The 23,664-nt window shown below is 74.1% G+C and carries 20 protein-coding genes and 2 pseudogenes; 12 read left to right on the top strand and 10 right to left on the bottom strand.

All coding sequences use genetic code 11. The features are described from left to right. Positions 1–28 precede the first annotated feature (28 nt). Entirely contained in the window at positions 29–1,513 is a 1,485-nt protein-coding gene (locus I4I78_RS02880; RefSeq protein WP_218609592.1) for a S10 family peptidase, read from the bottom strand. A 180-nt stretch (positions 1,514–1,693) separates the two neighbouring features. Between I4I78_RS02880 and I4I78_RS02875 the strand changes: the two genes are divergently transcribed. The 3 genes from I4I78_RS02875 to I4I78_RS02865 all read left to right on the top strand — a co-directional run bounded on the left by I4I78_RS02875 (position 1,694) and on the right by I4I78_RS02865 (position 4,880). After that, entirely contained in the window at positions 1,694–3,208 is a 1,515-nt protein-coding gene (locus I4I78_RS02875) for a DHA2 family efflux MFS transporter permease subunit (protein ID WP_218609591.1), read from the top strand. Positions 3,209–3,325: 117 nt separating this feature from the next. Continuing rightward, positions 3,326–4,465 (top strand): DICT sensory domain-containing protein, encoded by a 1,140-nt coding sequence (locus tag I4I78_RS02870; RefSeq protein ID WP_218609590.1) that lies wholly within the window; start codon positions 3,326–3,328, stop codon positions 4,463–4,465. Between the two features lie 163 nt (positions 4,466–4,628). Next, positions 4,629–4,880, top strand: a complete 252-nt coding sequence (locus I4I78_RS02865) for a hypothetical protein (protein ID WP_218609589.1) — start codon at positions 4,629–4,631, stop codon at positions 4,878–4,880. A 36-nt stretch (positions 4,881–4,916) separates the two neighbouring features. Here the strand turns inward: I4I78_RS02865 and I4I78_RS02860 are convergent, their stop codons facing one another. Then, a complete protein-coding gene (locus I4I78_RS02860) occupies positions 4,917–6,572 on the bottom strand; it encodes an FAD-dependent oxidoreductase (RefSeq protein ID WP_218609588.1) in 1,656 nt (551 codons plus the stop codon). A gap of 188 nt (positions 6,573–6,760) precedes the next feature. Between I4I78_RS02860 and I4I78_RS02855 the strand changes: the two genes are divergently transcribed. Further along, entirely contained in the window at positions 6,761–7,888 is a 1,128-nt protein-coding gene (locus tag I4I78_RS02855; RefSeq protein ID WP_218609587.1) for a DegT/DnrJ/EryC1/StrS aminotransferase family protein, read from the top strand. A 45-nt stretch (positions 7,889–7,933) separates the two neighbouring features. Here I4I78_RS02855 and I4I78_RS32495 read toward each other — a convergent pair. The 3 genes and pseudogenes from I4I78_RS32495 to I4I78_RS02835 form a co-directional block, all read right to left on the bottom strand. Then, positions 7,934–8,329 (bottom strand): annotated as a pseudogene (locus tag I4I78_RS32495) (type II toxin-antitoxin system VapC family toxin). Positions 8,330–8,349: 20 nt separating this feature from the next. Continuing rightward, the gene (locus tag I4I78_RS02840; protein ID WP_218609585.1) at positions 8,350–8,610 is read right to left on the bottom strand and encodes a type II toxin-antitoxin system Phd/YefM family antitoxin; all 261 of its coding nucleotides are present in this window, start codon (positions 8,608–8,610) and stop codon (positions 8,350–8,352) included. Positions 8,611–8,669: 59 nt separating this feature from the next. Continuing rightward, the gene (locus I4I78_RS02835; protein WP_218609584.1) at positions 8,670–9,851 is read right to left on the bottom strand and encodes an acyl-CoA dehydrogenase family protein; all 1,182 of its coding nucleotides are present in this window, start codon (positions 9,849–9,851) and stop codon (positions 8,670–8,672) included. A 63-nt stretch (positions 9,852–9,914) separates the two neighbouring features. Here I4I78_RS02835 and I4I78_RS02830 point away from each other — a divergent pair, with 63 nt between their 5' ends. Beyond that, the gene (locus tag I4I78_RS02830; protein ID WP_218609583.1) at positions 9,915–11,126 is read left to right on the top strand and encodes an aminotransferase class V-fold PLP-dependent enzyme; all 1,212 of its coding nucleotides are present in this window, start codon (positions 9,915–9,917) and stop codon (positions 11,124–11,126) included. Positions 11,127–11,166: 40 nt separating this feature from the next. On the opposite strand, the gene I4I78_RS02825 is transcribed toward I4I78_RS02830, so the two are convergent. Further along, complete coding sequence (locus I4I78_RS02825) at positions 11,167–11,850, bottom strand: adenine nucleotide alpha hydrolase (RefSeq protein ID WP_226378984.1); 684 nt, start codon at positions 11,848–11,850, stop codon at positions 11,167–11,169. A 31-nt stretch (positions 11,851–11,881) separates the two neighbouring features. Next, positions 11,882–12,724 carry a zf-HC2 domain-containing protein gene (locus I4I78_RS02820; protein ID WP_218609582.1) on the bottom strand — a complete coding sequence of 281 codons (843 nt, stop codon included), beginning with the start codon at positions 12,722–12,724 and terminating at the stop codon, positions 11,882–11,884. A 101-nt stretch (positions 12,725–12,825) separates the two neighbouring features. On the opposite strand from I4I78_RS02820, the gene I4I78_RS02815 reads away from it, so the two are divergent. The 3 genes from I4I78_RS02815 to I4I78_RS02805 all read left to right on the top strand — a co-directional run bounded on the left by I4I78_RS02815 (position 12,826) and on the right by I4I78_RS02805 (position 15,864). Continuing rightward, positions 12,826–13,413 carry a sigma-70 family RNA polymerase sigma factor gene (locus I4I78_RS02815; RefSeq protein ID WP_218609581.1) on the top strand — a complete coding sequence of 196 codons (588 nt, stop codon included), beginning with the start codon at positions 12,826–12,828 and terminating at the stop codon, positions 13,411–13,413. A 123-nt stretch (positions 13,414–13,536) separates the two neighbouring features. Beyond that, on the top strand, positions 13,537–14,310 hold the full coding sequence (locus tag I4I78_RS02810) for a DUF5134 domain-containing protein (RefSeq protein WP_218609580.1): 774 nt from the start codon (positions 13,537–13,539) through the stop codon (positions 14,308–14,310). Between the two features lie 120 nt (positions 14,311–14,430). Beyond that, positions 14,431–15,864, top strand: coding sequence for a PepSY domain-containing protein (locus tag I4I78_RS02805; protein WP_218609579.1), 1,434 nt, complete (start codon positions 14,431–14,433; stop codon positions 15,862–15,864). 6 nt (positions 15,865–15,870) lie between these two features. Here the strand turns inward: I4I78_RS02805 and I4I78_RS02800 are convergent, their stop codons facing one another. Next, positions 15,871–17,073: a homogentisate 1,2-dioxygenase gene (locus tag I4I78_RS02800; RefSeq protein WP_218609578.1), complete on the bottom strand. Its 1,203-nt coding sequence runs from the start codon at positions 17,071–17,073 to the stop codon at positions 15,871–15,873. 146 nt (positions 17,074–17,219) lie between these two features. On the opposite strand from I4I78_RS02800, the gene I4I78_RS02795 reads away from it, so the two are divergent. After that, positions 17,220–18,122 (top strand): oxidoreductase, encoded by a 903-nt coding sequence (locus I4I78_RS02795; protein ID WP_218609577.1) that lies wholly within the window; start codon positions 17,220–17,222, stop codon positions 18,120–18,122. A gap of 6 nt (positions 18,123–18,128) precedes the next feature. Here the strand turns inward: I4I78_RS02795 and mftD are convergent, their stop codons facing one another. Together mftD and I4I78_RS02785 are read right to left on the bottom strand one after the other, a co-directional pair. After that, the gene (mftD, locus tag I4I78_RS02790; RefSeq protein WP_218609576.1) at positions 18,129–19,346 is read right to left on the bottom strand and encodes a pre-mycofactocin synthase MftD; all 1,218 of its coding nucleotides are present in this window, start codon (positions 19,344–19,346) and stop codon (positions 18,129–18,131) included. A gap of 190 nt (positions 19,347–19,536) precedes the next feature. Then, on the bottom strand, positions 19,537–20,640 hold the full coding sequence (locus I4I78_RS02785; RefSeq protein ID WP_218609575.1) for a CE1758 family FMN-dependent luciferase-like monooxygenase: 1,104 nt from the start codon (positions 20,638–20,640) through the stop codon (positions 19,537–19,539). A 268-nt stretch (positions 20,641–20,908) separates the two neighbouring features. Here I4I78_RS02785 and I4I78_RS02780 point away from each other — a divergent pair, with 268 nt between their 5' ends. The 3 genes and pseudogenes from I4I78_RS02780 to I4I78_RS02770 form a co-directional block, all read left to right on the top strand. Further along, positions 20,909–22,006 (top strand): LytTR family DNA-binding domain-containing protein, encoded by a 1,098-nt coding sequence (locus I4I78_RS02780; protein ID WP_308251864.1) that lies wholly within the window; start codon positions 20,909–20,911, stop codon positions 22,004–22,006. Between the two features lie 165 nt (positions 22,007–22,171). Then, on the top strand, positions 22,172–23,089 hold the full coding sequence (locus tag I4I78_RS02775) for a hypothetical protein (RefSeq protein WP_218609574.1): 918 nt from the start codon (positions 22,172–22,174) through the stop codon (positions 23,087–23,089). Between the two features lie 167 nt (positions 23,090–23,256). Beyond that, positions 23,257–23,664 (top strand): annotated as a pseudogene (locus I4I78_RS02770) (hypothetical protein); the annotation flags it as partial.

Here is a 23,664-nt window from a genome sequence, read left to right as displayed (position 1 = left end):
GATGATGGGCCTCGGGCGCAGCGCCCGGTCAGCGCGGTCCCGCGGCCTCGGCCACGAACCCGGCCACCGCGGAGGTGAAGGCCCGCCGGCTCTCCTGCCACGCGTAGAACATGTGCCCGCCCTCGAAGTGGCGGACGGTCAACCGGTCCGCGACGCCCGGGTCGAGGCGCATCAGGTTCCGCAGCCGGTCGGAGGTGTAGTAGGGGGTGACGAGGTCGTAGCGGCCGTGCGTGATGAACGTCCGCATGTGCGGGTTCACCGCCATCCCGTACCGGAGGTCGTCGGTGGCGCCCTGCACCGGCAGGTTGTAGATGACGCTCGCGTCGTCCTTCCACCCCAGCACGACGTCGAGGTTGAGCAGCGAGTACTCGCGGTCGGTCTCGACCCCGATCGTCGAGCGCAGGTGCTGGTTGACCGCCATCGTGTACGCGGACTTGATCGAGCTCAGCGTCGGGTCGGCGCCCTCGAACATCGAGCGGTCCGGGTACGGGTCCGCGGTCGTGACCGTCCCGTCGTAACGCCCCAGCACCTTCCGCTCGTCGCGCAGCAGCTCCCGGGCGAACTGGTCGACGCGGACACGGCCCTCGGCGCGCGCCACGAACTCCGGCTCGAGACCGATCAGGTCCGCCAGCCGGGCGAGCACGCGCTCACGCTCGTCGGCCGGCATCGCGGCGCCGCGGGTCAGGAACACCGCGTAGTCGCCCGTCGCGAACTCCTCCGCCCCGCGCCGGACGTCGGCCACCGCGGTGCCGGGCGCGAACGCCCGCGAGCGCCCGTGGTGCACGGCCGTGAGCGCCATCGTCGGCAGGATGTCGACCCACGGCAGCACCTCGTAGTCCCCCCGGCCCATCAGCGCGGTGAGCCCGCCGAACTCCAGTGCCGGCGAGATGAGCAGCGCACCGCTCAGGCCGATCCCGGTCGTCTCGTGCAGCATCCGGGTCAGGCGCGCGGTGCGGTAGCCGCCGTAGCTCTCACCGGCGATGAACACCGCCGAGCCCCAGCGGCCGTTGTCCGAGAGCCAGCGGCCCATGAACTCGCAGATCGCCTCGAGGTCGCGGGTGACGCCGAAGTACTCCCCCGGGTCGGTCTTGTCGGTCTTGTCGTCGGCCGTGTCGGCCGTTTCGATCACCCGGCTGAAGCCGGTGCCGATCGGGTCGATGAACACGAGATCGGTGAACCCGAGCCACGACTCCTCGTTGTGCACCATCCGCGGCGGCATCGGCGGGACCGTCCCGTCCGCGGGCAGCTCGACGCGCTGCGGGCCGACCAGTCCGATGTGCAGGTACGCCGACGACGCCCCCGGACCGCCGTTGAACACGAAGGTCACCGGCCGGTCCGTACCGGGCGAGCTCGCGACGTAGGAGACCGAGAACATCTCCGCCGCCGGCTTCTCCTTCTTCCGCAGCACCGCCCACGCCGCCGTCGCGGTGTAGTCGACGCCGTTCCACGTGCCCGTCGTCGAGGCACCGGACGGCGGCTGGTGGTCGGCGTTGCCCTGCTGTTCGTCACTCATGTCGTGTTCTCGAGCTCCCTGGTCGGTTCCGGGGCGGGGTACTCCGGCGGTAGGAGCAGCAGAGACCGTGCCGTCACGGCACACTCAACATGATTGTGACGTACACGACATTCCGGCCTGCCGGGATGCGGAGCCGGCCTCGGTCGTGTGTCGGGCACCCCGGGCGAGGAGACTCTCGCCATGGCCGATGTGACCGAACCGTCCGGTGACGGCCCCGCGGGCAGCGCGGGCATGCGCCTGGGTACGCCCGCCGGACGGTGGGTGCTGCTCGCCTGCGTGCTCGGGTCCGGGATGGCGATGCTGGACTCGACCGTGGTCAACATCGCCCTGTCCCGGATCGGCGCCGACTTCGACGCCTCGTTCGCCGGTCTGCAGTGGACGATCAACGCCTACACCCTGACGCTGGCCGGGCTGATCCTGCTCGGCGGCTCGCTGGGCGACCGGTTCGGGCGGCGGCGGGTGTTCCTGACCGGGGCCGTGTGGTTCGCCGTCGCGTCGCTGCTCTGCGGGCTGGCCCCCTCGATCGAGGTGCTCGTGGCGGCGCGGGCGCTGCAGGGTGTCGGCGGGGCGCTGCTGACCCCGGGGAGCCTGGCGCTGATCTCGGCGTCGTTCCACGGGCGCGACCGGGCGGCCGCAATCGGGGCCTGGTCCGGCCTCGGCGGGGTGGCCGGGGCGCTCGGGCCGTTCGTCGGCGGCTGGCTGGTGGAGTGGAACTGGCGGGCGGTGTTCCTGATCAACCTGCCACTGGCCGCGGTCGTGGTCCTGGTCGCGCTGCGCCACGTCCCGGAGTCGCGCGACGAGAGCGCCGCGACCCACCTCGACGTCCCCGGCACCGTGCTCGCGGTCGCCGGGCTGGGTGCGCTGACCTGGTCGCTGACCGCGGCCGGGACCGACGGCGCGAGCGTGGGGGTGCTCGTGTCGGGGCTGGCCGGTGTCGCCGCGCTGGTGGCGTTCGCTCTCGTCGAGCGGCGCGCACCGGCGCCGCTGGTGCCGGGTGACCTGTTCGCGAACCCACGGTTCACCGCCGCGAACGTGATCACGCTGCTGATGTACGCCGCGCTCGGGCTGCTGTTCGTGCTGCTGGTGCTGCAGCTGCAGGTGGTGTCCGGGTTCAGCCCGCTCGCCGCCGGGACCGCGCTGCTGCCGGTCACGGCGCTGATGCTGCTGCTCTCGGCCCGGATGGGCGCGCTCGGCGCCCGGATCGGGCCGCGGATCCCGATGACCGTCGGGTTGCTCGTGGCCGCGGCCGGGATCGGGCTGATGACCCGGATCGGCCCGGGTTCCTCCTACCTGCTCGACGTGCTGCCGGCCGTGGTCGTGTTCGGCCTCGGGCTGTCCGGGGCGGTGGCCCCGCTGACCACCGCCGTCCTCGACGCCGCGGACGACCGGCACGCCGGCGTCGCCTCCGGGGTGAACAACGCCGTCGCCCGCGCCGCCGGGCTGCTCGCCGTGGCCCTGGTCCCGGCGCTGGCCGGGATCGCCGGCGACGACTACACCGACCCGGTCGCGTTCGGCGCCGGGTTCCGGACCGCGATGACGGTGGCCGCGGGCCTGCTCCTCGGCGGCGCCGCGCTCTCGGCGACCTTGCTGCGCACACCGCGGGCGCCTCGCGCCGCCGCTCCGGTCGAGGAGGGCAGGCACTGCGGGGTCTCCGGTCCACGGCCGGTCCCGCGCGGACACCGGAGGACCCGATGACCACCCGTAGGTGGGCGCAGCGGACGCCCGTCGGGCACACTCTGTGTTCAACAGGGAGATCCGTACCGCCACCCAGGTGAGCAGCACGAGGGGGCGCCGACCGCCGAGGGGGCCCACATGCTGCGTGACTGTGACCCGGCGCGCGGTCTCGCCCCGTCCGGCACCTCGCTACGCACAGTGACCAAGCCGCTCCTCGTCGCGACGTCGCACGCGATCGAGGAGTTCGCTCTCGCCTCCGCCCGGGACGCCCCGCTGGCCGTGGTCGCGATGTTCCAGCGCCCGTCCTACTTCGAGCGGGAGGCCGATCTCTACGCCCGGATCGCCCGGGTGGCGGAGGTGACGGTGATCGGTCTCGTCGGGGACGTACCGCCGCGCCTGCCACCGGGCGTCTCGCACGTGTTGCTGGGCGAGGACGACCCGCTGGCGCGGGAGTGGAGCGTCACCGTGCTCTCCCCCCGTTCCGGGGCCACGCTCGTCGCCCGCGACCTGGAGCAGGTCGACGGCGCGGCACGGTCGCTCGAGCGCGGGCGGCTGTTCTCCGGGCGGTGGTCGTTCCGTCGCGGCGACGCCTACACCGAGCTGATGCGGCTGCGCACCACGATGGGCTCGCGGATGACCGCCGGGCAGAACGGCGCGCTCGACGAGGTGCTCGGCCGCGTCGTCGCGATCCCGGGGACCGAGACCGACACCCGCCACGACGCGGCGACGACCGTGCTGCTGACCCTCCTCTCGGAGGAGCGCCGGCGCGCCGACCACATCGCCGACCAGCTCGACGACGTCTCCCCCGGCGCCGAGCGCGACCCGCGCAGCGGGCTGGCGACCCGGGCGTTCCTGGACCGCTGGACCGACCGGTCGGCCACCGGGACCCTGCCGCTGGGCCTGGTGCTGCTGCGCGTGCACGAACTGGCGGGCGTCCGGCACCGCTTCGGGTTCCGCGCCGAGCTGGCGATCCTGCAGTCGGTCGCGCGGATCCTGCGCCAGCGCACCGGCCCGGCCGACCGGGCGGTGCGGGTGGGACGCGAGGAGTTCCTGCTCGTGCTGCCCTCGCGCGACGTCGAACGCCTCGCCGAGGAGGCGGCACGCATGCAGGCCACGGTCAGTGCGCTGTCGGGCACCTACCCGTTCGTCCCGACCCCGGCCACCGCCGTGATCACCCGCACCCGCACGCGGCCGCTGCCGCTCGGGGAGCTCTGGGCCGCGCTGGACCGGGCGACCGAGGCCGGCATCCCGGTCACGGTGCTGCGCGCCCGGCAGTGAGCCCGACCCCCGTACCGATCCGCTGTGAAGATCCCCTGTGGAGATCCGCTGTGGAGATCCGCTGTCCGGATCGTCCGGACCTGGGTCATCCGTCCGGGTCGGCCTCCTGACCAGCACGGACACCGGAGCGCAGGGTGCCGGGAGCTGTGCGAGGGTGTCGGCCATGTTGATGACGCTCGTCGCCGACCACGGCCCGCTGCTCGCCCAGTACGCCGACGCGCACGCCTCGCACGCGGTGCTCGCGGACGCCGCCCAGCACACCGAGGCGGCCGGGTTCCTGCAGAAGCTGGGCAAGGCCGTCTTCGGCTTCCTGGCCGGGATCTTCATCGTCGGAGCGCTGGTCGGGCTCGCGATCGGGTTCTTCGTCGGCCGCGCGGTGGGTCGCAAGTCCGCCCCGGACAACGTCGGGGCCTGACGCTGCCTCGCGGGGCACCCCCGACGGGACGAGCGCTCAGCTGATCCCGTCGGCGGTGCGGCAGGCCATCGCGACCAAGGCCAGCGTCGGCCCGACCGCCCCGGACGACGGGAACACCGCACTGCTCGCGACGTGCACGTTGGGGCTGCCGTGCACCCGGCACTGGGCGTCGACGACGCCCTCGCGCGGCGAGTCCGACATCCGCAGCAGGCCCATCTGATGGGTGCCGTCGGTCATCGGCGCGTCCCCGACCCGCTCGACGTCGGAGAGGTCGACGGTGGCCAGGCCGGTGCGCTCGAGCTCCTTGCCGATCAGTGTCAGCGACGTGGCGATGCTCTGCCGGTCGCCGGGGGACACCGCGTAGTCCACCCGCAGCCGGCACTGCCCCAGCGCGTCGCGTTCGCGGTCCAGGGTGACCCGGTTGGCCGCGGACGGGGTCTGCTCGGCGTCGAAGCGCAGCCGGCAGCGGCTCGAGTCGAGCGGCATGAACGAGGGCAGGTGCCGCGCGCCGGTCAGCCGGGGCCGGGCCCAGCCCCGGGCGAACCGGACGACCCGGGCGGGGTCGCCTGCCACGTTGCGGACGTGCCGGGAGATCCCGGTCGTGGACGTGTACTGGGCGTGCGTGCCGGCCGACTTGAACCCGGCCCGGGCCCGGCCCATGCCCCAGTAGGTGAGCGCGAACGTCGAGAGCAGCGCGTCGTGGTGCGAGGGGTCCTTCGGGTCGGCGAACCAGACCGCCGCCTTGAGGTTGCCCAGGCCCTGCTCGGCCTGCACCGACGGAGCCAGCGAGAGCATCCGCCGGGCGTAGACGCCCTCCGGGGTGACCGCGTAGCCCAGGCCGAGCGCCCGTCCGGCTGCGGTGAGCCCCAGGCGCCCGACCTCACCGACCGGGTGCGTCATGTAGTGCCGTCCGACCTGGTCGTAGGCGTTGCCGATGCCCGCGCCCAGCCCGCTGCCGCCGTAGCCGTCCGAGGCCAGCAGGATCCGGGTCGACTCCAGACCGCCTGCGGCCAGCACGAACTCGCGCGCACGGACGCGGACCTCCTGGCCGCGGCGGGGCACGACGACGGCCTCGGTGGCCGCCCCGCTGACCGGGTCGCGATCGAGCCGCGCGACGGTGGCGTGGGTGAACAACCGGATCCGGCCGGTCCCGGCGAGCGCGCGCATCCGCGGGGCGAACGCCGTCGGGGGGCTCCAGCGCCACAGGTCGTCCCAGCGGAGCACCTCGGTCCCCGCGGCGTCCGCCGCGACGTCGGACGGGACCTCCGGGAAACCGGACGCGGCCGCGGAGTACTCGCAGTCCCCGGCGTCGAGGTGACGCTGGGCCCGGCCGTAGTAGCGGCGCAGCTCATCGTGCGGGATCGGCCAGCGGGTGTCCGGGAGCCACTCGCGCTCGGTGAAGTCGACGTCGTCGAGCGGGGCGCAGCGTCCACCCCACACCGCGCTCGTCCCGCCGAGGCGCTTCTGGCGGACCGTCTCGAGCGGGTCGTGCGCGCCCTCGCCGGCCACCCCGCGGTACGTGTCCTCCGCGGTGCGGTCCCGGCCCGCGCCGCCGCCCTCCAGCACGATGACCCGCAGCCCGCGGTCGGCCAGCTCGGCCGCCACGGTCGCCCCCGCCGGGCCGCTGCCGATCACGCAGACCTCGGCATCGAACGAGGAGCCGGGCAGCGCCCGACGCGCGTCCATCAACATCGCCTGACACGTCCTTCCGGCTCGCTGTGACCCTGACCGGGGTGGCCGGTTCGGGGCGCCCGGGAGACGGTAGCTAACCTTATTGCTGTCTGATTCAGGTGGTATGGGCGTTTGACTCCGGCAGCGTGCCGGTCCAGGGAGAGTGCTCGAGTATGGGTCTCGCGGCGATGGCCACGACCGCGCGGGGTATGGCCGCCACCGTCCGTGTACTGGGGCGCGGCGAGCTGGGGCGGTACACCGGTGGGGGACGGTCCGAGGTCACCCGGTTCGAGGACGAGTTGCGCAGCGTGATCGGCGTGGAGCACGCGCTCGCGGTGAACAGCGGGACCAGCGCCCTGATCGCCGCCCTCGTCGGCGCCGGGATCGGACCCGGCGACGAGGTCCTGGTCCCCGCCTACACCTGGGTCTCGACCGCCGCCGCGCCGCTGGCCGTCGGCGCCGTGCCGGTGCTGGTCGAGGTCGACGAGACGCTGACCCTGGACCCGATCGACCTCAAGCGGAAGGTCACCGCGCACACCCGCGCCGTCATCCCGGTGCACATGCAGAACCTGGTCTGCGACATGGACGCGATCATGGCCGTCGCCGGTGAGTACGGGCTGACCGTGATCGAGGACGCGTGCCAGGCGGTGGGCGTGACCTACCGGGGCCGCCGGGTCGGCTCGATCGGGCATGCCGGGTGTTTCAGCTTCAACCAGCACAAGAACATCCGCAGTGGTGAGGGCGGTGCGGTCCTGACCAACGACCGTACGCTCGCCGAGCGGGCCTCGATGTACCACGACGTGGGCAGCTACGAGCGCCCCGGCTTCACCGGCGACGACAGCGCCCTGATCGTCGGGGTGAACCTGCGGATGCCCGAGCTGTCCGCGGCCGTGCTCCGCCCGCAGCTCGCCGGGCTCGACGCCCAGCTGGCCCGCCGCAGGCGGCACCGCCGGATCATGGTCGACGCGCTGCGCGGCACGCTCGGCGCAGGCCGCTCGCACCTGGTCCCGCACCACGACCCCGAGACCGCGACCGGCCTGGCCGTCGCGTTCACCGAGGAGTCCGACGCGGTGACGTTCGGTGCCCGCCGCGGGGTGCACCGCCTCGCCGACACCGGCCGGCACGTCTACACGAACTGGCGCTCGGTGCGCTCGCGCAACCCGTGGCACCCGGGGATGGACCCGTACGGCTGGGCCGCCCGCGACGTCGACCACAGCCCGAAGGCCTGCCCGGAGACACTGCGGATCCTCGACCGCACGTGCGCGGTCGACCTCGCTCCGGAGCTCCCGACCCCCGCGTTTCGCCTGCTGGCCTCCCGCACGGCGGGGCAGGCCTGATCGACGCCCGTCCGCCGTGACGGCCGCCGGTCGTCCGCGGCAGCGCTACACCCGGACGACCACGAGTCCCGCCACACCGTCGAGGGGCGCGAAGTCCTCGTCCTGGGTGACGACGGGCAGACCGTGTGCGGCCGCGGATGCGGCGATCCACAGGTCGTTGACGTTGACCCGTCAACCGGCTTCGACCAGGTGCACGCGCATGCGCGCCCAGACCATCGCGGCCTGCTCGTCCACCGGCAGGACCTCCACGTCGGACAACGCGTCGAGCGTCGCCATCCGGCGTGCCCTGGTGTCGGTGTCGGCGGCCACGAGCACCCCGGCCTGCAGCTCGGCCAGGGTGACGACGGAGACCGCGGACTCGTCCGGCAGCTCGTCCTCGTTCAGCGGACGGCCGCCCTCCACCGCGATGAAGACGCTCGTGTCGAGGACCCCGCGGCGCACGGTCCCGGTCCCGGCCCCCGTCAACGGACGGGACCGAGATCGTCGGTCGTGTCCCCGGCGATCGCATCCAGGTCCGAACGGAGCCCGGGATCGCTCTGGGCGATACCGAGGCGGCGTACCAACTCGGCTCGGGGCAGCCAGCCCCGACGGGACCGCTGGAACGGGACGAGCGACGCGATCGGCCTCCCCCGGTGGGTGACGACGAACTCGTCACCGCTCTCGACCCGGCGCAGCACGCCCGCCGTGTCGTTGCGCAGCTCACGCGAGGGAATCTCGGGCATGCGACGAGTGTCGCACATTTGTAGCATCGCCTCGGCCGGACGCACGGTGGCCGCTGGGTTCAGTAGCTGCGCGGCAGGCCCAGGCCCTGGGTGGCGATGTGGGCCAGGACGAGCTCCTCGGCGACCGGGATGTTCTTCGCGATCCGCGCGTCGCGGTGCAGGCGGGCGATCGGGTACTCCTCGGAGAACGCCATTCCGCCGTAGGTCTGGTAGGCCCTGTCCGCCGCGTCCCAGGCGGCGTTGGCCGCGGTCAGCTTCGCGATGTTGGCCTCGTCGCCGGACGGGCGGCCGTGGTCGTACAGCCACGCCGCCTTGTGCGTCATCAGCCGGGCCAGTTCGGTCTGGGCCTTCACCCGGGCCAGCGGGAAGGCGAGACCCTGGTTGGCGCCGATCGGGCGTCCGAAGACCTCCCGCTCTCGGGCGTAGCCGACGGCCAGGCGCAGCGCCAGCTCGGCGGTGCCGACGCCGCCGGCGGCGGCCAGCACCCGTTCCGGGTTGAGGATGTCCCAGAGCACGGCGAACCCGGCGTCGATCTCGCCGAGGACGCGGTCGGCGGGCACCCGGACGTCGTCGAAGTGCACCTGGTTGGACTTGACGATCCGGTTCCCGGCCTTGTGGATGGGCGTGTACTGCAGGGTTCCGGCGGCCTCGGCCTCCGGGACGTCGACGAGCAGCACCGAGAAGCCGGACGTGCGCCCGCCGGCCTCGGCTGCCGGTGTGGTCCGGCAGACCACCAGCATCCAGTCGGCGCGCTGCACGCCGGAGATCCAGATCTTCTGGCCGCGCAGCACCAGGTCGTCGCCGTCGCGGCGGGCCGTGGTGGAGATCGCGAGGGCGTTGCTGCCGGCGTCGGGCTCGGTGAGCGCGAAGCAGGTCTGGGTGGTGCCGGCGGCGATCCCGGGCAGCAGGTCGCGCTTCTGGGCCTCCGTGCCGTGCCGGGAGACCGTCACCCCGCCGAAGCCGGGGGTGAGCAGGTAGAGGAACGCGCCCGCGGTCCCGGCGCCGGACGCGGCGAGCTCCTCCATCGCGACGGCCAGCTCCATCAGACCCAGCCCGCCGCCGCCGTAGGACTCGGGCACGGCTAGCCCGAGCCAGCCGCCGCGGCCGAGCTCGGTCCACAGCTCCTCGGGCCAGCGCTCCTGCGCGTCGCAGCGCGACCAGTAGTCGGTGCCGAAGTCCGCGCACAGCTCGCGCATACCCTTCTGCACGGCGGCCGCGGTCTCGGAGAGCTCGAAGTCCATGCGCCGATCGTCGCACGTGGGCCGGGGTGTGGTCGCCGGCCTCACCGGGCCCATGATGGCCCGGTGACCGACACCGATCTCGCTCCCGACCGCCGGGACGCGGCCGACCCGCTGGCGTCGTTCCGGGACCGTTTCGTGCCCGCACCGGACGTCGTCGCCTATCTCGACGGCAACTCGCTGGGCCGCCCGCCCGCGCTGACCGCGGAGCGGATCGAGCGCTTCGTGCGCGAGGACTGGGGCACCCGGCTGATCCGCGGCTGGGACGAGGGATGGTGGGAGCAGCCCGGCACGCTCGGCGACCGGATCGGCGCCCTGGCCCTCGGCGCGGCCCCCGGGCAGACGGTGGTCGCCGACTCGACGACGGTGCTGTTCTACAAGCTGGCCCGCGCCGCCGTCACCGCACGCCCGGGCCGGCGCGAGATCGTGCTCGACACCGACAACTTCCCCACCGACCGCTACGTCGTCGAGGGGATCGCCGCCGAACGCGGACTCACGCTGCGCTGGGTGGAGACCGACCCGGCCACCGGCATCACCCCGGAGCAGGTCGCCGACGCGGTCGGGCCGGACACCGCGTTGGTGACGTTCAGCCACGTCGCCTACCGCTCCGGCTGGGTCGCCGACGCGGCGGCGATCACCGCGGTCGCGCACGACGCCGGCGCCCTGGCGCTGTGGGACCTGAGCCACTCCGCCGGGTCGGTGCCGTTGCAGCTGGACGCGTGGGGCGTCGACCTGGCCGTGGGCTGCACCTACAAGTACCTGTGCGGCGGGCCCGGCTCCCCCGCGTTCGGCTACGCCCGCCGGGACCTGCTCCCGGACCTGGACCAGCCGATCCAGGGCTGGACGGGTCGCCGGGACCCGTTCGCGATGGCCGCGGGCTACGAGCCGGAGCCGGGTGTGCGGCGCCTGCTGTCCGGGACGCCGCCGGTGCTCGCGATGCTGCCGCTGACGGTGTCGCTGGACATGCTCGCCGAGGCCGGTATCGACGCGGTGCGGGAGAAGTCGCTGCGCCTGACCGACTACGCCCTGGCCCTGACCGACGCCTGGCTGGTGCCGCGCGGTGTCACGGTCGCCTCCCCGCGCGAGCACGCCCGTCGCGGCGGACACGTGACGCTGGTCCGCCCCGGCTTCGCCGAGCTGCTCGCCCCGCTGTGGGACCGCGGCGTGATCCCCGACTTCCGCGCGCCGGACGGCCTGCGGATCGGGCTGTCCCCGCTGTCCACGAGCTTCGCCGAGGTGCACGCGGGGCTCTCGGCGTTGCGGGACCTGATCGGCTGAGCGGCCCGGGCCCAGACAGGGGCGCAGACAGGGGCGGGCGTCAGGCCGCGCGGATCTCGGCCTGTACGAAGCCGTCCCGCTCGCCCGTCGAGACGACCTCGACCGGTACCGGACGCGCGAAGCCCGGCCCGTCGGTGACGAACGTGTGGAACTCGCCGTTCTCCCCGCACGGGTCGACCCCGTCGGGCAGGTCGTCGAGGAACGACTCGTCGAACCAGCGCCCGGCCAGCGACGCGGGCGCCCGGGCGGGGTCCACGCAGGTCACGACGGCGCGGAGCCCGCAGGCGACCATCGAGGCGGCCAGTGCGGCGGTGTCGCGGCCCCACAGCGGGAACAGCGGACCGACGCCGGTCCCCCGCAACGACTGCTCGCGGAACTCCCGGACGTCGGCCAGGAACAGGTCCCCGAACGCGACGTGCGCGACGCCGTCGGCGCGGGCCCGCTGCAGCGCCGCGCCGGTGCGCTCGCGGTAGGCATCGTTCGGGCACGGCGACGGCAGCTCGACCGCGTGCAGCGCCAGCCCGAGCGCGTCGGCCTGGGCCTGCACGAGCGGCTGGGCGACGTCGTGCACCGGGACCCGCGACCGGCCGTCACCGCTCGCCGGGCGGGCGACGGTGGTGAGCAGGCCGGTCACCTCGACCTCGCCGGCCGACCGGAGCGCGTGCAGCGCGAACGTCGCGTCCTTGCCCGAGGACCAGCTCAGCCACGCCTTGGGTGTCCCCATCGCGGGGACGGTACCTCGACGACGGCCGGGCTCAGGCGGCCTCGCGGCCCGCGCCCGGCCGGTCGGCGGGCGCGACGTGGGAGGCGTGGGCGACCGCTCCCGGCCCCGCCACCGTCCCGGGCCAGGGCAGCGGCTCCTCCGGGCGCACCGGGCCCGCCCGCGGCGGCGCGACCGCGCGACCGCCGCCGTCGCGCAGCACCCGCCGGTGCAGGAGCAGCAGCACCAGGCCGAGAACCAGCAGGCCGTGCGAGAGCAGGCGGGCCGGGTCCACCCGGCCGGCCACCAGGTCGACGACGCTGAGCACGGCCAGCACCCCGACGAACGCCCCGAGGACCGGCAGCAGTCCCGCGACGAGCCGGGACCGGCCCAGCGCGACGGCCGCGAACCCGATCCCGAGCGCCAGGTTCCAGGCGGCGCTCTCGTGCGCGAAGTGCTCGGCGCTCGCCCCGCCCATGTGCATCTCGCCGGTCCCGGCGATCGCGGCACCCAGGACCCCGGCGGTGGCCAGCGCGACCTGCCCGGCCCCGACCAGTCCCAGTCCGGCCCGCACCGCGACCCCGGCCCGGCGGCGGCGCGCGAGCGGGCGCAGGCCGGCCGCGGCCTCGAGCACCGAGGCCACCAGGTCGGGCCCGGACTCCGCGGCTCCGGTCCGGGCGAGCCGGGTCACGGCCGCCGCGCGGTCGGCGAAGGCGCGGCAGTCCGGGCAGCGCTGCAGGTGGGCGTCCACCGCGGGGGACGACGCGTCGTCCTCGCCGTCCAGACGCGCGGAGACCCGTTCACGGCAGTGCGAGCACGAGACGGGGGCACCCGCGTCGGAGATGTCCGATCCGGGGATGTCCGAGCCGGGGCCGCTCGGGCCTGGGACGTCCTTCATGTCCCTATGGTCGCCGACGGGGCGCCCGGAGTTCCCGGCCGGCGGTGATCGTGACCACGCCGATTACGGCGCATACCGGGCGTGCGTTTACGGTGGTGACCATGTCCCAGCGCCCCGACGACGCCACGGTGACGGCGTGGGCGCTCGCCGCGGGCCGGGGCGACACCGAGGCGTTGGCCGCGTTCGTCCGGGCCACGCAGGCCGACGTGCACCGGTTCCTGGTGCACCTGTCCGGGCCCGCCGACGCCGAGGACCTCGCCCAGGAGACCTACCTGCGGGCCCTGCGCACGCTGCCGACGTTCGCCGCCCGCGCGTCCGCCCGCACCTGGCTGCTCTCGGTGGCCCGCCGGGTCTCGGTGGACGCGGTCCGCACGGCCGTGCGCCGGCCGCGCACCCAGGGCGCCGACGACTGGGAGGGCCTGCTCGACCGGGCCGCGCCCGCGCGCACCGGCGCGCAGGAGGCGGTCCTGCTCCGGGCCCTGGTCGACGGGCTGGGCGACGAGCGCCGGGAGGCGTTCGTGCTGACCCAGATGCTGGACCTGAGCTACGCCGAGGCGGCGCAGGTCTGCGGCTGCCCGGTGGGCACGATCCGGTCGCGGGTGGCGCGTGCCCGGGAGGACCTGGTCGAGGCGCTGGACGCGGACCGCAGCGGCGGCGCGTCCCCCGGGCGATGTCGTGACGGGGCCTGAACGCTCCGCGACCACTCGACGCAGGACGGCGCCCACGGCGATCACCTCGACCGTGCGCGACAAGTCGTAGGAACCGGACGCGGGTTCCGTACGACCACTGCCGTGCACGACGAAGGAGACGACGTGATCACATCCCTGCCCCTGGCCCTGGCCCTGTCGGTGGTCTTCGCCGCGACCGGCGCCTACGCACTGGTGCGCTGGTCGGCGGCGATGACCGGGCCGCTGCCGCCGTCGCGGCGGATGGCGGAGTTGGCGCACCTGCTGATGAGCGTGGCGATGGTCGTGATGACCTGGTCGTGGGCCGGCACCACCGGCGTCACGGTGCAGATCGTCGCGTTCTCGGTGTTCACCGGCTACTTCGTGCTGGACGCGGTGCGGCGCTACCGGACCGGATCGCACGGCTGCGCAGGCGGGTCGGCGCACGCGCTGATGGCCGCGGCGATGGTGTGGATGCTCGCGGCGATGCCGCTGATCATGCCGACGCCGGTGGTCGCCGGAGCCGGTGGCCACGGGGGACACAGCGGGCACGGTGGCGGTGACGGCGCCGCGATGGACATGGGCGCGCACGCCGGCCCGGCCGCGTGGGCCGTCGTGGTCACGATCGGGGCGTGCGCGGCGTTGCTGGCCACGTCGGTGTTCTGGACGGTCCGCGGCCTGCGCGGGCGGACCGTCGTCGCCGGGGCGCCGCTGCCCGAGGTCACGACGACCGAGGCGGCGGCCGAGCCGGTCCCGACCGGTGGCGGGACCGCCGTCGCCACCGCCGCACCCGCCGCTACCGCCACCGTCGCCGCGCTCGCGACGCACCGCCTGCTCGGGCCCCGCTCCGACGCGGGCTGTCACGCCCTGATGGGGCTGGGCATGATCGCGATGCTGCTGGCGATGGTCGCCGGCTGGTGACCCGCCGGCGGCCCTGACCTCCCGGTACCACGTCAGACCCCTCCGGCCCGGAGTCCCGGGCCGGGGTCCGCATGCCCGAACGCCCGCCGATCCCGCCGACTCGAGGAGCGCCGCACCCCGATGTCCGAGACCACGCGTACCCGGCCCCCGGTCGAACCGGACCCGCCGTCCGACCCCGGCCCCGGGCCACGTCCGCCGCGGTCGGGCGTCGAGACCTGGTGGGCCGGTCTGCGCCCGCTGCTGATGCGGCTGCACTTCTACGCCGGGCTGTTCGTCGGACCGTTCCTGCTGGTCGCGGCCGTCACCGGCCTGCTCTACACGCTGACCCCGCAGATCGACCGCGCGCTCTACGCCGACGTGCTCACCGCCCCGGTCACCGGACCCGCGGTGCCGGTGCGCGACCAGGTCGCCGCCGCGATGGCGGCACAGCCGGGGCTGCCGGTCACCGCGGTCCGTCCGGCGCCCGAGCCGGGCGCGACGACGCGTGTCTCGTTCGACGCGGGCCTGGAGCCGAGCTACGCGCGGACCGTGTTCGTCGACCCGTCGACGGGCGGGGCGCGCGCCACCGTCGACACCTACACCGAGTGGATGCCGTTCCGGGCGACGATCGACAACCTGCACCGCTCGCTGCTGCTCGGGGACCCCGGGCGGATCTACTCCGAGCTCGCCGCGTCCTGGCTGTGGGTGCTGACGCTGAGCGGTCTGGTGATCTGGGTGGTGCGCAGGCGCAGGGCGCACCGGGTGCGCCGGACGCTGCTGCCGCGCGACACCGGGCCGGGACGGGCGCGGCTGCGGTCCTGGCACGGCTCGGTCGGGCTGTGGGCGGCGGTCGGGATGCTGTTCCTGTCCGCGACCGGCCTGACCTGGTCGCAGTTCGCCGGGGCCAACGTGGACACGATGCGCTCCGCGTTCGACTGGACGACGCCGTCGGTGAGCGACACGCTGCCCGCCGCAGCCGACCCCGGCGCCGGCCCGGTCGCCACCGGTCCGGTCGCCCCCAGCCCGGCCGACAGCGTCGCCGTGCAGTCCGACCGGGTGCTGGCCGCCGCGCGCGGCACCGGGATGGCCGGGCCGGTGGAGATCGTCCCGGCCGACCCGGGCGGGGCCTGGACGGTCACCCAGACCACGCGGAGCTGGCCCACCCAGCAGGACTCGGTGGCCGTCGACCCGTCCTCGGGCGCCGTCGTCGACCAGCTGCGCTTCGCGGACTGGCCGGTCGCAGCGAAGCTGGCCCGCTGGGGGATCGACGCGCACATGGGCCTGCTGTTCGGGGTGGCCAACCAGATCCTGCTGGCCGTGCTCGCGCTCGGGATCATCTGCCTGGTCGTGTGGGGCTACCGGATGTGGTGGCTGCGCCGTCCGACCCGCGGCGGGTTCGCCGGGCCGCCGGGCGCGCGGTCGCGTCCGACGTTCTCGGCGGTGCTCACGGTGGGGGCGGTCGCCGTCGTGGTCGGGCTGGCGCTGCCGGTCCTGGGCGCGTCGCTGATCGTGTTCCTGCTGGTCGACGCCGTGGTCCAGTCCCTGCGCAGCGAGGACCCCGTCGCGGCCGGGTGAGCGGGGTCAGGAACGGGCGGCGGCCCAGGTCCAGGCGTAGCCGGGGTCCTCGCAGGCGCGAGCGCCCTCGCCCAGCTCCAACGGGGCGAACGTGTCCACCATGACGGCGAGCTCGTCGAAGTACTCCGCGCCCAGCGACCGCTCCACCGCCCCGGGCTGCGGGCCGTGCGAGTGCCCGCCGGGGTGCAGGCTGACCGAGCCCTGCCCGATCCCGGAGCCCTTGCGCGCCTCGTAGTTCCCGCCGCAGTAGAACATCACCTCGTCGGAGTCCACGTTGGAGTGGTAGTAGGGCACAGGCACCGACAGCGGGTGGTAGTCGACCTTGCGCGGCACGAAGTTGCAGACCACGAAGTTGCGTCCGGCAAAGACCTGGTGCACCGGCGGCGGCTGGTGCACCCGCCCGGTGATCGGCTCGAAGTCGGCGACGTTGAACGTGTACGGGTAGAGGCACCCGTCCCAGCCGACGACGTCGAACGGGTGTGTCGGGTAGACGTAGCGGGTCCCGGTGATCCCCCTGCTGCCGCGGTGCTTGACCAGCACCTCCGTCTCCCGGTCCGCCTCCGGACCCTCGACGAGCAGCGGGCCCTGCGGTCCGTGCAGGTCGCGCTCGCAGTACGGCGCGTGCTCGAGGAGCTGGCCGAACCGGGACAGGTAGCGCTCCGGCGGCGCGATGTGCGAGTTCGCCTCGATCGCGTAGGCCCGGACCGGTTCCGCGCCGGTCGGCAGCCAGCGGTGCGTGGTCGAGCGCGGCAGCAGCACGTAGTCCCCGGCCACGGCCTCCAGCGTGCCGAACACCGTCTCGACGGTCGCGGCGCCGGACTCCAGGTAGACGCACTCGTCGCCGACGGCGTTGCGGTAGAGCGGCGACGGGCCGGACGCGACGACGTAGGAGATCCGCACGTCGGCGTTGCCCAGCACCAGCCGCCGCCCGGACACGACGTCGGTGCGGGTGCCGTCGTCGCCGAACAGCTCGTGCAGCCTGAGGTGGCGGGGCAGCAGCGGACGGTTCTCGGTGGTGCCGACGTCGGGCAGCTCCCACGGCGTCGCGTCGACGATCGCCGACGGCACACCGCAGTGGTAGAGCAGCGACGAGTCCGAGGAGAACCCCTCCTCGCCCATCAGCTCCTCGCGGTAGAGCCCGCCGTCCGGACGCCGGTGCTGGGTGTGCCGCTTGGGCGGTACCTCGCCGCACCGCCGGTAGTACGCCATGAGCGACCTCCTCGATCCTGCTGACGAGGGTGCCCCCCGCCCGGCCGTGACGCACCCCGGACGGCGCGTCGATCGGCCCGGCTTCGGGTACACCGGGGGATCCCGCGGCCACCCACGGTCCGCGCCCGCCCCGTCGAAGGAGCACCATGTTCTCGTCCTCCCGCACCGCCTGGACCGTCGCCGACATCGCGCCCCAGCAGGGCCGGACGGTCGTGGTGACCGGGGCGAACAGCGGGCTGGGCCTGGCCACCGCCCGGGCCCTGGTGCACGCGGGCGCGCGCGTCGTGCTGGCCGTGCGCAACGTCGAGAAGGGCGAGGCGGTGGCCGCGGAGCTGGGCGGCGCCGCGTCGGTGCGCCGTCTGGACCTGGCCGACCTGACGTCGGTGCGCGAGTTCGCGGCCGGCGTCGAGGGCCCGATCGACGTGCTGGTCAACAACGCCGGGCTGATGGCGATCCCGCAGCAGCGGACCGCGGACGGGTTCGAGATGCAGCTGGGTACGAACTACCTCGGGCACTTCGCGCTGACCGGGCTGCTGCTGGACCGGATCACCGACCGGGTGGTGACCCTGTCCAGCCTGGCGCACACGTTCGGCAGGATCCGGCTCGACGACCCGAACTTCGACAACGGCCGCTACGAGCGCTGGACCGCCTACGGGCAGTCCAAGCTGGCGTGCCTGATGTTCGCCTACGAGCTGGAGTACCGCTTCACCGCCGCCGGGTCACCGCTGCGGTCGATGGCCGCGCACCCGGGGTTCGCCACCACGAACCTGCAGGGTCGCACCGAGACGTTCCAGGACGGCCCGGTCGCGCTGCTGACCCGGGTGCTCGGGCAGTCCGGCGAGGCCGGCGCGCTGCCCTCGCTCTACGCGGCGACGGTCCCCGACCTGCCCGGCGGGATGTACATCGGCCCGGACGGGCCCGGCGAGGTCCGGGGCAGCCCGCGCCCGGTCGGCTCGAACGCCGCCTCGCACGACCGCGACGTCCGGCGCAGGCTCTGGGACCTCTCCGAGGAGCTGACCAAGGTCGGTTTCCCGGTGCTGCCCTCCTGAGCCCGGCTAGATCTTGGCGCTGTTCCGGGCGAAGTTCTCCGGGATGATCAGGTCGTCCCGGGAGAGCTCGTGGATGGAGTTCTTGCCCAGGCCCAGCAGTGCCTCGTCGATCCCCTTGTAGAGGATCGAGATCACGTTGGTCACCCCGCGCTCACCCTGCGCGGCCATCCCCCACAGGTAGGCGCGGCCGATCATGCAGGCCCGGGCGCCCAGCGACAGCGCCTTGACCACGTCGGCCCCGCGGCGGATGCCGCCGTCCTGCAGCACCTCGATCTCGTGGCCGACCGCGTCCGCGATCGCCGGCAGCGCGCGGATCGAGCCCGGGGTGCCGTCGAGGTTGTTGCCGCCGTGGTTGGACACCGAGATCGCGGTGGCGCCGGCGTCGACGGCGCGGCGCGCGTCGTCCGGGTGCGTGATCCCCTTGAGCATGAACGGTCCGCCCCACTGCTCGCGCAGCCAGGCGATGTCCTCCCAGGTCGGCAGCGGGGAGGTCCACCACACGCCGTAGGCGCCGAAGAACGTCGGCGGGTCCTGTCCGGGCGAGGCCATGTTCGGGGTGGTCAGGTCGGGCAGCTTGCCGGTCTTCACCCAGTCCAGCAGGTACTTCGGCCGGACGATCGCCTCCGGGCCGAACTGGAGCATCGCCTTGAGGTCCATCTTCTCCGGGATGGGCGGGCTGCCCCAGTCCCGGCGGGTGGCGAACGTCCAGTCCAGCGTGACGATCAGCGCCTTCGCACCGGCCGCCTTCGCGCGCATCGCGCGGGCCAGGATGTCCTCGCGCGAGCCCGCCCAGTACACCTGGAAGAACACCTTGTCGTTGACCGCGCACACGTCCTCGATGGAGCGCGAGGCGAACGAGGACAGCCCCATCGCCGTGGAGACCGTCTGCTCCGGGTTCAGCGGGTTCTGGATGTTCGAGCTCGCCGCCGCCCGCGCGACCGCGACCTCGCCCTCCGGGTCCACGGCCTGCACGCCGGTCGGCGAGATGACGACCGGGAAGTCGATCTCCTGGCCCATCACCGTGGTCTTCTGGTCCCGCACCGCGGGCAGGTCCGCGATGTGCGGGCGGAACCCCAGCTCGTCGAACGCGCCCACGTTGTCGCTCAGGGTGATGCCCTGCTCGGCCCCGGCGACCAGCGCGTAGTAGACCGACTTCGGCAGGCGCTTCTTGGCCCGCCGCTGGGCCTCCGCGACGGTTTCGAACCAGTCCTTCGTGCTCGCCATGCCTGCCCCTTCGCAGTTCTGCTACCCCGCTCCGCGAGCTCCGCCCGGGAGTGTGTGTCGGCCTCGATCCCGGCACACTAGCGATTCGGCACCCGGTGCCACTACTGGAGGCGCGCGGTCCCGTCCGAAGGCAGGGGACGGCCCCGTCCGCCCGGTCCGGGACCATGGACCGGGCGGACGGGCGAGCGACTCAGCCGACGGCGACGTCGGCCTGCGACACGGCCGTCCGGGCCGCCGCGCGGTGGGCGTGGCTCGGCGGGTCCGACGGCACCCCGAGCGGACGGCGGGACTCGAACTCCGCGCGCATCGCCGGGAGGATCTCGCCGAGCAGGTCGAGCTGCTCGAGCACCGTCTTGAGCGGCAGACCGGCGTGGTCGACGAGGAACAGCTGGCGCTGGTAGTCGCCGAAGTGCTCACGGAAGGTGAGCGTCCGGTCGATCACCTGCTGCGGGCTGCCCACGGTCAGCGGGGTCTGCGAGGTGAAGTCCTCCATCGACGGCCCGTGCCCGTAGACCGGGGCGTTGTCGAAGTAGGGCCGGAACTCGTTCCACGCGTCCTGGGAGTTGCGACGCATGAAGAACTGCCCGCCCAGCCCGACGACGGCGCTCTCGCCCGGGCCGTGCCCGTGGTGCTCCCAGCGCTCGCGGTAGAGCCCGATCAGGCGCTCGTAGTGCGAAGCGGGCCAGAAGATGTTGTTGGCGAAGAAGCCGTCCCCGAAGTAGGCGGCGACCTCGGCCACCTCCGGCGTGCGGATCGAGCCGTGCCAGACGAACGGCGCGACGCCGTCGAGCGGGCGCGGGGTGGAGGTGAAGTTCGACAGCGGCGTGCGGAAGCGCCCCTCCCAGCTCACCACGTCCTCGTCCCAGAGCCGTCGGAGCAGCTGGTAGTTCTCCACCGTCAGCGGCACCGAGTCGGCCGGGTTCTTCCCGAACCACGGGTAGACCGGGCCGGTGTTGCCGCGGCCGAGCATCAGGTCCACCCGGCCCTCGGCCAGGTGCTGCAGCATCGCGAAGTCCTCGGCGATCTTCACCGGGTCGTTCGTGGTGATCAGCGTCGTCGAGGTGGACAGCAGCAGCCGCTCGGTGCGGGCCGCGATGTAGCCGAGCAGCGTCGTCGGCGACGACGGCACGAACGGCGGGTTGTGGTGCTCGCCGGTGGCGAACACGTCCAGGCCGACCGCCTCGGCGTGCTCGGCGATCGTGGTCATCGAGCGGATCCGCTCGTGCTCGGTCGGCTCGCGCCCGGTCGTCGGGTCCGGGGTGACGTCGCCGACGCTGAAGATCCCGAACTGCACGGGGGCCTCCTCCTTCGATGGGGCACAGGTTCTGCGCCAGGTATGTGCACGCTCAACAACTTTATCCGCGACCCTGTTCCCATCGGGCGACCCTGTCCCCGTCGGGCCGTACGGGTGATCACGGCCCGCGCTCGTCCACACCCGAACGGAGCACCCCGGTCAGGCTGATCGACGAGCCAGGACCGCCTGCAGGTGACGGCGCGCACGCTCGCTACGGTGTGCTGGCAGTCACCGGGCAGCGGGCAGGGGCCCGCGGCGAGGAGGAGCCGTGTACAGCCACGTGCGGGGTGGGCACGCTTCCGGCGGGTCGTCGTCCGCCTCGGGCGGCTTCGCGCCGAGCGGCGTCGCGGCCGACGGGCCGGGCCCGGCCGGGTACGGCCAGGGCGGATACCCGCCGGGCGGGTACCCGCCCGGCGGCTACGCGCCCCCCGGCTACGACCCGGGCAACCACCGCCCGATCGGGCTGGCGCCCGCCGACCGGCCCGCGTCACCGCCTCCCGCGCCGCCGGTCGCCTCCGGCGCGCTGACGGCACTGGCCGTGGACGACGAGGAGCCGGCCCTGCTGGAGCTGGCCCACCTGCTCGGTGAGGACCCCCGGGTCGGCACCGTGCACACCGCCGCGAACGCGACCGAGGCTTTGCGGATCCTGCACGGCAACCCGGCCGACGGCAGCGCCCCGGTCAAGGTGGATGTGGTCTTCCTCGACATCCGGATGCCCGGACTGGACGGCCTGGAGCTGGCCCGCGTCCTGTCGGCGATGGCCGACCCGCCGCCGATCGTGTTCGTCACCGCGCACGACGACCGCGCCGTCGACGCCTACGAGGTGGGCGCCGTCGACTACCTGCTCAAGCCGCTGCGCAGCGAGCGCCTGGCCGGCTCCCTGGACCGCACGATCGCCCTGCGCGGCGCGCGCGGGCCGGTCACGCCGTCCGCGGTCGCGGCGCAGCAGAAGCGCGTCGCCCCGGAGACGGGCGACGACGAGGTGATCCCGGTCGAGCTGGCCGGCACCACCAAGATCGTGCCCCGGTCGTCGATCCGGTTCGTCGAGGCGCAGGGCGACTACGCCCGTCTGCACACCACCGACGGAAGCCATCTCGTCCGGATCCCGGTCTCGGTGCTCGAGGACCGCTGGGGCGAGGCCGGGTTCGTTCGCATCCACCGGGCCTACCTGGTCGCGCTGCACCTGATCACCGAGCTGCGGATGGCGGGCTCCGGGTACGTGGTACGGCTCGGCCAGGGCGCGACCGCGATCGAGCTCCCGGTCAGCCGCCGGCACACCGCCGGGCTCAAGCGGATCCTGCGGGGACGCCCACAGCGCCCGCCGCGCGGCCCGGAGGACGGGCCGGACGGGCCGATCCGGCCCTGACGCGTAGTACCCGGCACCGCGGTCACCGTCCGCGTCCTGTCGCCCGCGTGGCGTGATGACGGCGGGCACGGTCGTCACCTAGCCTGGTGACCGGTGAATTCTTCCGGGTTACCTCGCGCGTCCACTCTCCGTCACCTCCCCCGTCGCGGCGTCGCGGCGGCCGCCGTGATCGCCGTCCTCGCGCTGCTCGCGGCGTGTTCGACGTCGCAGGCGCAGCCCCGGCGTCCGGATGCCGCGGCGACACCGCCGCCCACGACGACGAAGGCCGCCCCGCCGCCGGTCCCGCAGCTACCCGGTGGCGGCACCCAGCTCTTCCCGGGACGCCGGATGGTGGCGCTCTACGGGCACCCCGACACCCCCGGCATGGGAGTGCTCGGCGAGCAGGGCATCGCGCAGTCGATCGCGCGCGCCAAGGATCTCGCGGCCGACTTCGACCCGGTCAGCACCGAGCCGGTGATCCCGGCGTTCGAGCTGATCGCCACGGTCGCCGACTCGGTCGCGGGGGCCGACGGCGACTACTCCGCGGAGTCCACGGTGGCCGATCTCACGCCCTGGGTGGACGAGGCGGCCCGCAACGGCGTCTACGTCGTGCTGGACCTGCAGCCCGGCCGGGCCGACTTCCTGAGCCAGGCCAAGCTCTACGCGCCGCTGCTCGCGCGCCCCAACGTCGGCCTGGCGCTGGACCCGGAGTGGCGCCTGGGACCGAACCAGCGGCACAACGTCCAGGTGGGGACGGTGACCGCCGCCGAGATCAACAAGACGTCGGCCTGGCTGGCCGCGCTGACGAAGCAGAAGAACCTCCCGCAGAAGGTCTTCATGATCCACCAGTTCCGGGCGCCGATGATCTCCGACCGGCAGACGCTGGTCACCTCGCACCCCGAGCTCGCGACCGTCCTGCACGCGGACGGCTTCGGCACCCCGGACGTGAAGATGGGCACCTGGAACACGCTGCACACCGCGCCGGGGCCGAAGGGGCTGTGGTGGGGATGGAAGAACTTCCTCGACGAGGACACCCCCATGTTCACCCCGAAGCAGACGGTCACGGTGGGTCCCACGTCGCCGGTATTCGTCTCCTACCAGTGACCCACACGGGTGGGTGGGGGCCCACGGAGATCGTGATCACAGGCAGTACTCTCGACAGGACCGACGCCGGCGACGGGGCCGCGCACTGATTCGACGCACCCCCCGGCGGTTCCGACGCCCCGGACACCGGGATGCCGTCGTGCCGAGAACGACAGGGGGTGCCCCGGGTGGACGACGATCGACCACGTGGCGGCGACCGCCCGAACGGCCCGCCGCAGAAGCCCCCGCCGGGGCCGCAGCAGGGGTCCCCGCAGGGATCACAGCAGGGCCCGCCGCGCAACCGGGACGACGAGGTGCGTGACGCCCCGGACCCGCGCGATCCCGACCGGCGCGAGCAGGACCGGCGCGAGCAGGACCGGGGCCGCGACACCGGGCCGCGGCAGGCGCCGCGGCCCGTCCCCCCGCGGGCGGGCCCCACCGACGGACCGGGCCCCTCGGGCCCGCCGGCCACCGGCGCGCCGCAGCACGGCCCGCCGCCCGGGCCCTCCGGACCGCCCGGGCCCCCCGGACCGCAGCCGAACCGCAGGCCGTCCGGGCCGAACGGCGATCCACGCTCCGAGCAGCCACCTCCGCGC

It is taken from the genome of Pseudonocardia sp. KRD291, assembly GCF_019263595.1.
Classification (GTDB): domain Bacteria; phylum Actinomycetota; class Actinomycetes; order Mycobacteriales; family Pseudonocardiaceae; genus Pseudonocardia.
This window is presented reverse-complemented; position numbering and strand designations above follow the sequence as displayed.

Bases quoted from the DNA above. Each gene is read 5' to 3' on its own strand.
- I4I78_RS02880 (WP_218609592.1), bottom strand. From the start codon at position 1,513: ATGAGTGACGAACAGCAGGGCAACGCCGACCACCAGCCGCCGTCCGGT.
- I4I78_RS02875 (WP_218609591.1), top strand. From the start codon at position 1,694: ATGGCCGATGTGACCGAACCGTCCGGTGACGGCCCCGCGGGCAGCGCG.
- I4I78_RS02870 (WP_218609590.1), top strand. From the start codon at position 3,326: ATGCTGCGTGACTGTGACCCGGCGCGCGGTCTCGCCCCGTCCGGCACC.
- I4I78_RS02865 (WP_218609589.1), top strand. From the start codon at position 4,629: ATGTTGATGACGCTCGTCGCCGACCACGGCCCGCTGCTCGCCCAGTAC.
- I4I78_RS02860 (WP_218609588.1), bottom strand. From the start codon at position 6,572: ATGTTGATGGACGCGCGTCGGGCGCTGCCCGGCTCCTCGTTCGATGCC.
- I4I78_RS02855 (WP_218609587.1), top strand. From the start codon at position 6,761: ATGGCCGCCACCGTCCGTGTACTGGGGCGCGGCGAGCTGGGGCGGTAC.
- I4I78_RS02840 (WP_218609585.1), bottom strand. From the start codon at position 8,610: ATGCCCGAGATTCCCTCGCGTGAGCTGCGCAACGACACGGCGGGCGTG.
- I4I78_RS02835 (WP_218609584.1), bottom strand. From the start codon at position 9,851: ATGGACTTCGAGCTCTCCGAGACCGCGGCCGCCGTGCAGAAGGGTATG.
- I4I78_RS02825 (WP_226378984.1), bottom strand. From the start codon at position 11,850: ATGGGGACACCCAAGGCGTGGCTGAGCTGGTCCTCGGGCAAGGACGCG.
- I4I78_RS02820 (WP_218609582.1), bottom strand. From the start codon at position 12,724: ATGAAGGACGTCCCAGGCCCGAGCGGCCCCGGCTCGGACATCCCCGGA.
- I4I78_RS02815 (WP_218609581.1), top strand. From the start codon at position 12,826: ATGTCCCAGCGCCCCGACGACGCCACGGTGACGGCGTGGGCGCTCGCC.
- I4I78_RS02805 (WP_218609579.1), top strand. From the start codon at position 14,431: ATGTCCGAGACCACGCGTACCCGGCCCCCGGTCGAACCGGACCCGCCG.
- I4I78_RS02800 (WP_218609578.1), bottom strand. From the start codon at position 17,073: ATGGCGTACTACCGGCGGTGCGGCGAGGTACCGCCCAAGCGGCACACC.
- I4I78_RS02795 (WP_218609577.1), top strand. From the start codon at position 17,220: ATGTTCTCGTCCTCCCGCACCGCCTGGACCGTCGCCGACATCGCGCCC.
- mftD (WP_218609576.1), bottom strand. From the start codon at position 19,346: ATGGCGAGCACGAAGGACTGGTTCGAAACCGTCGCGGAGGCCCAGCGG.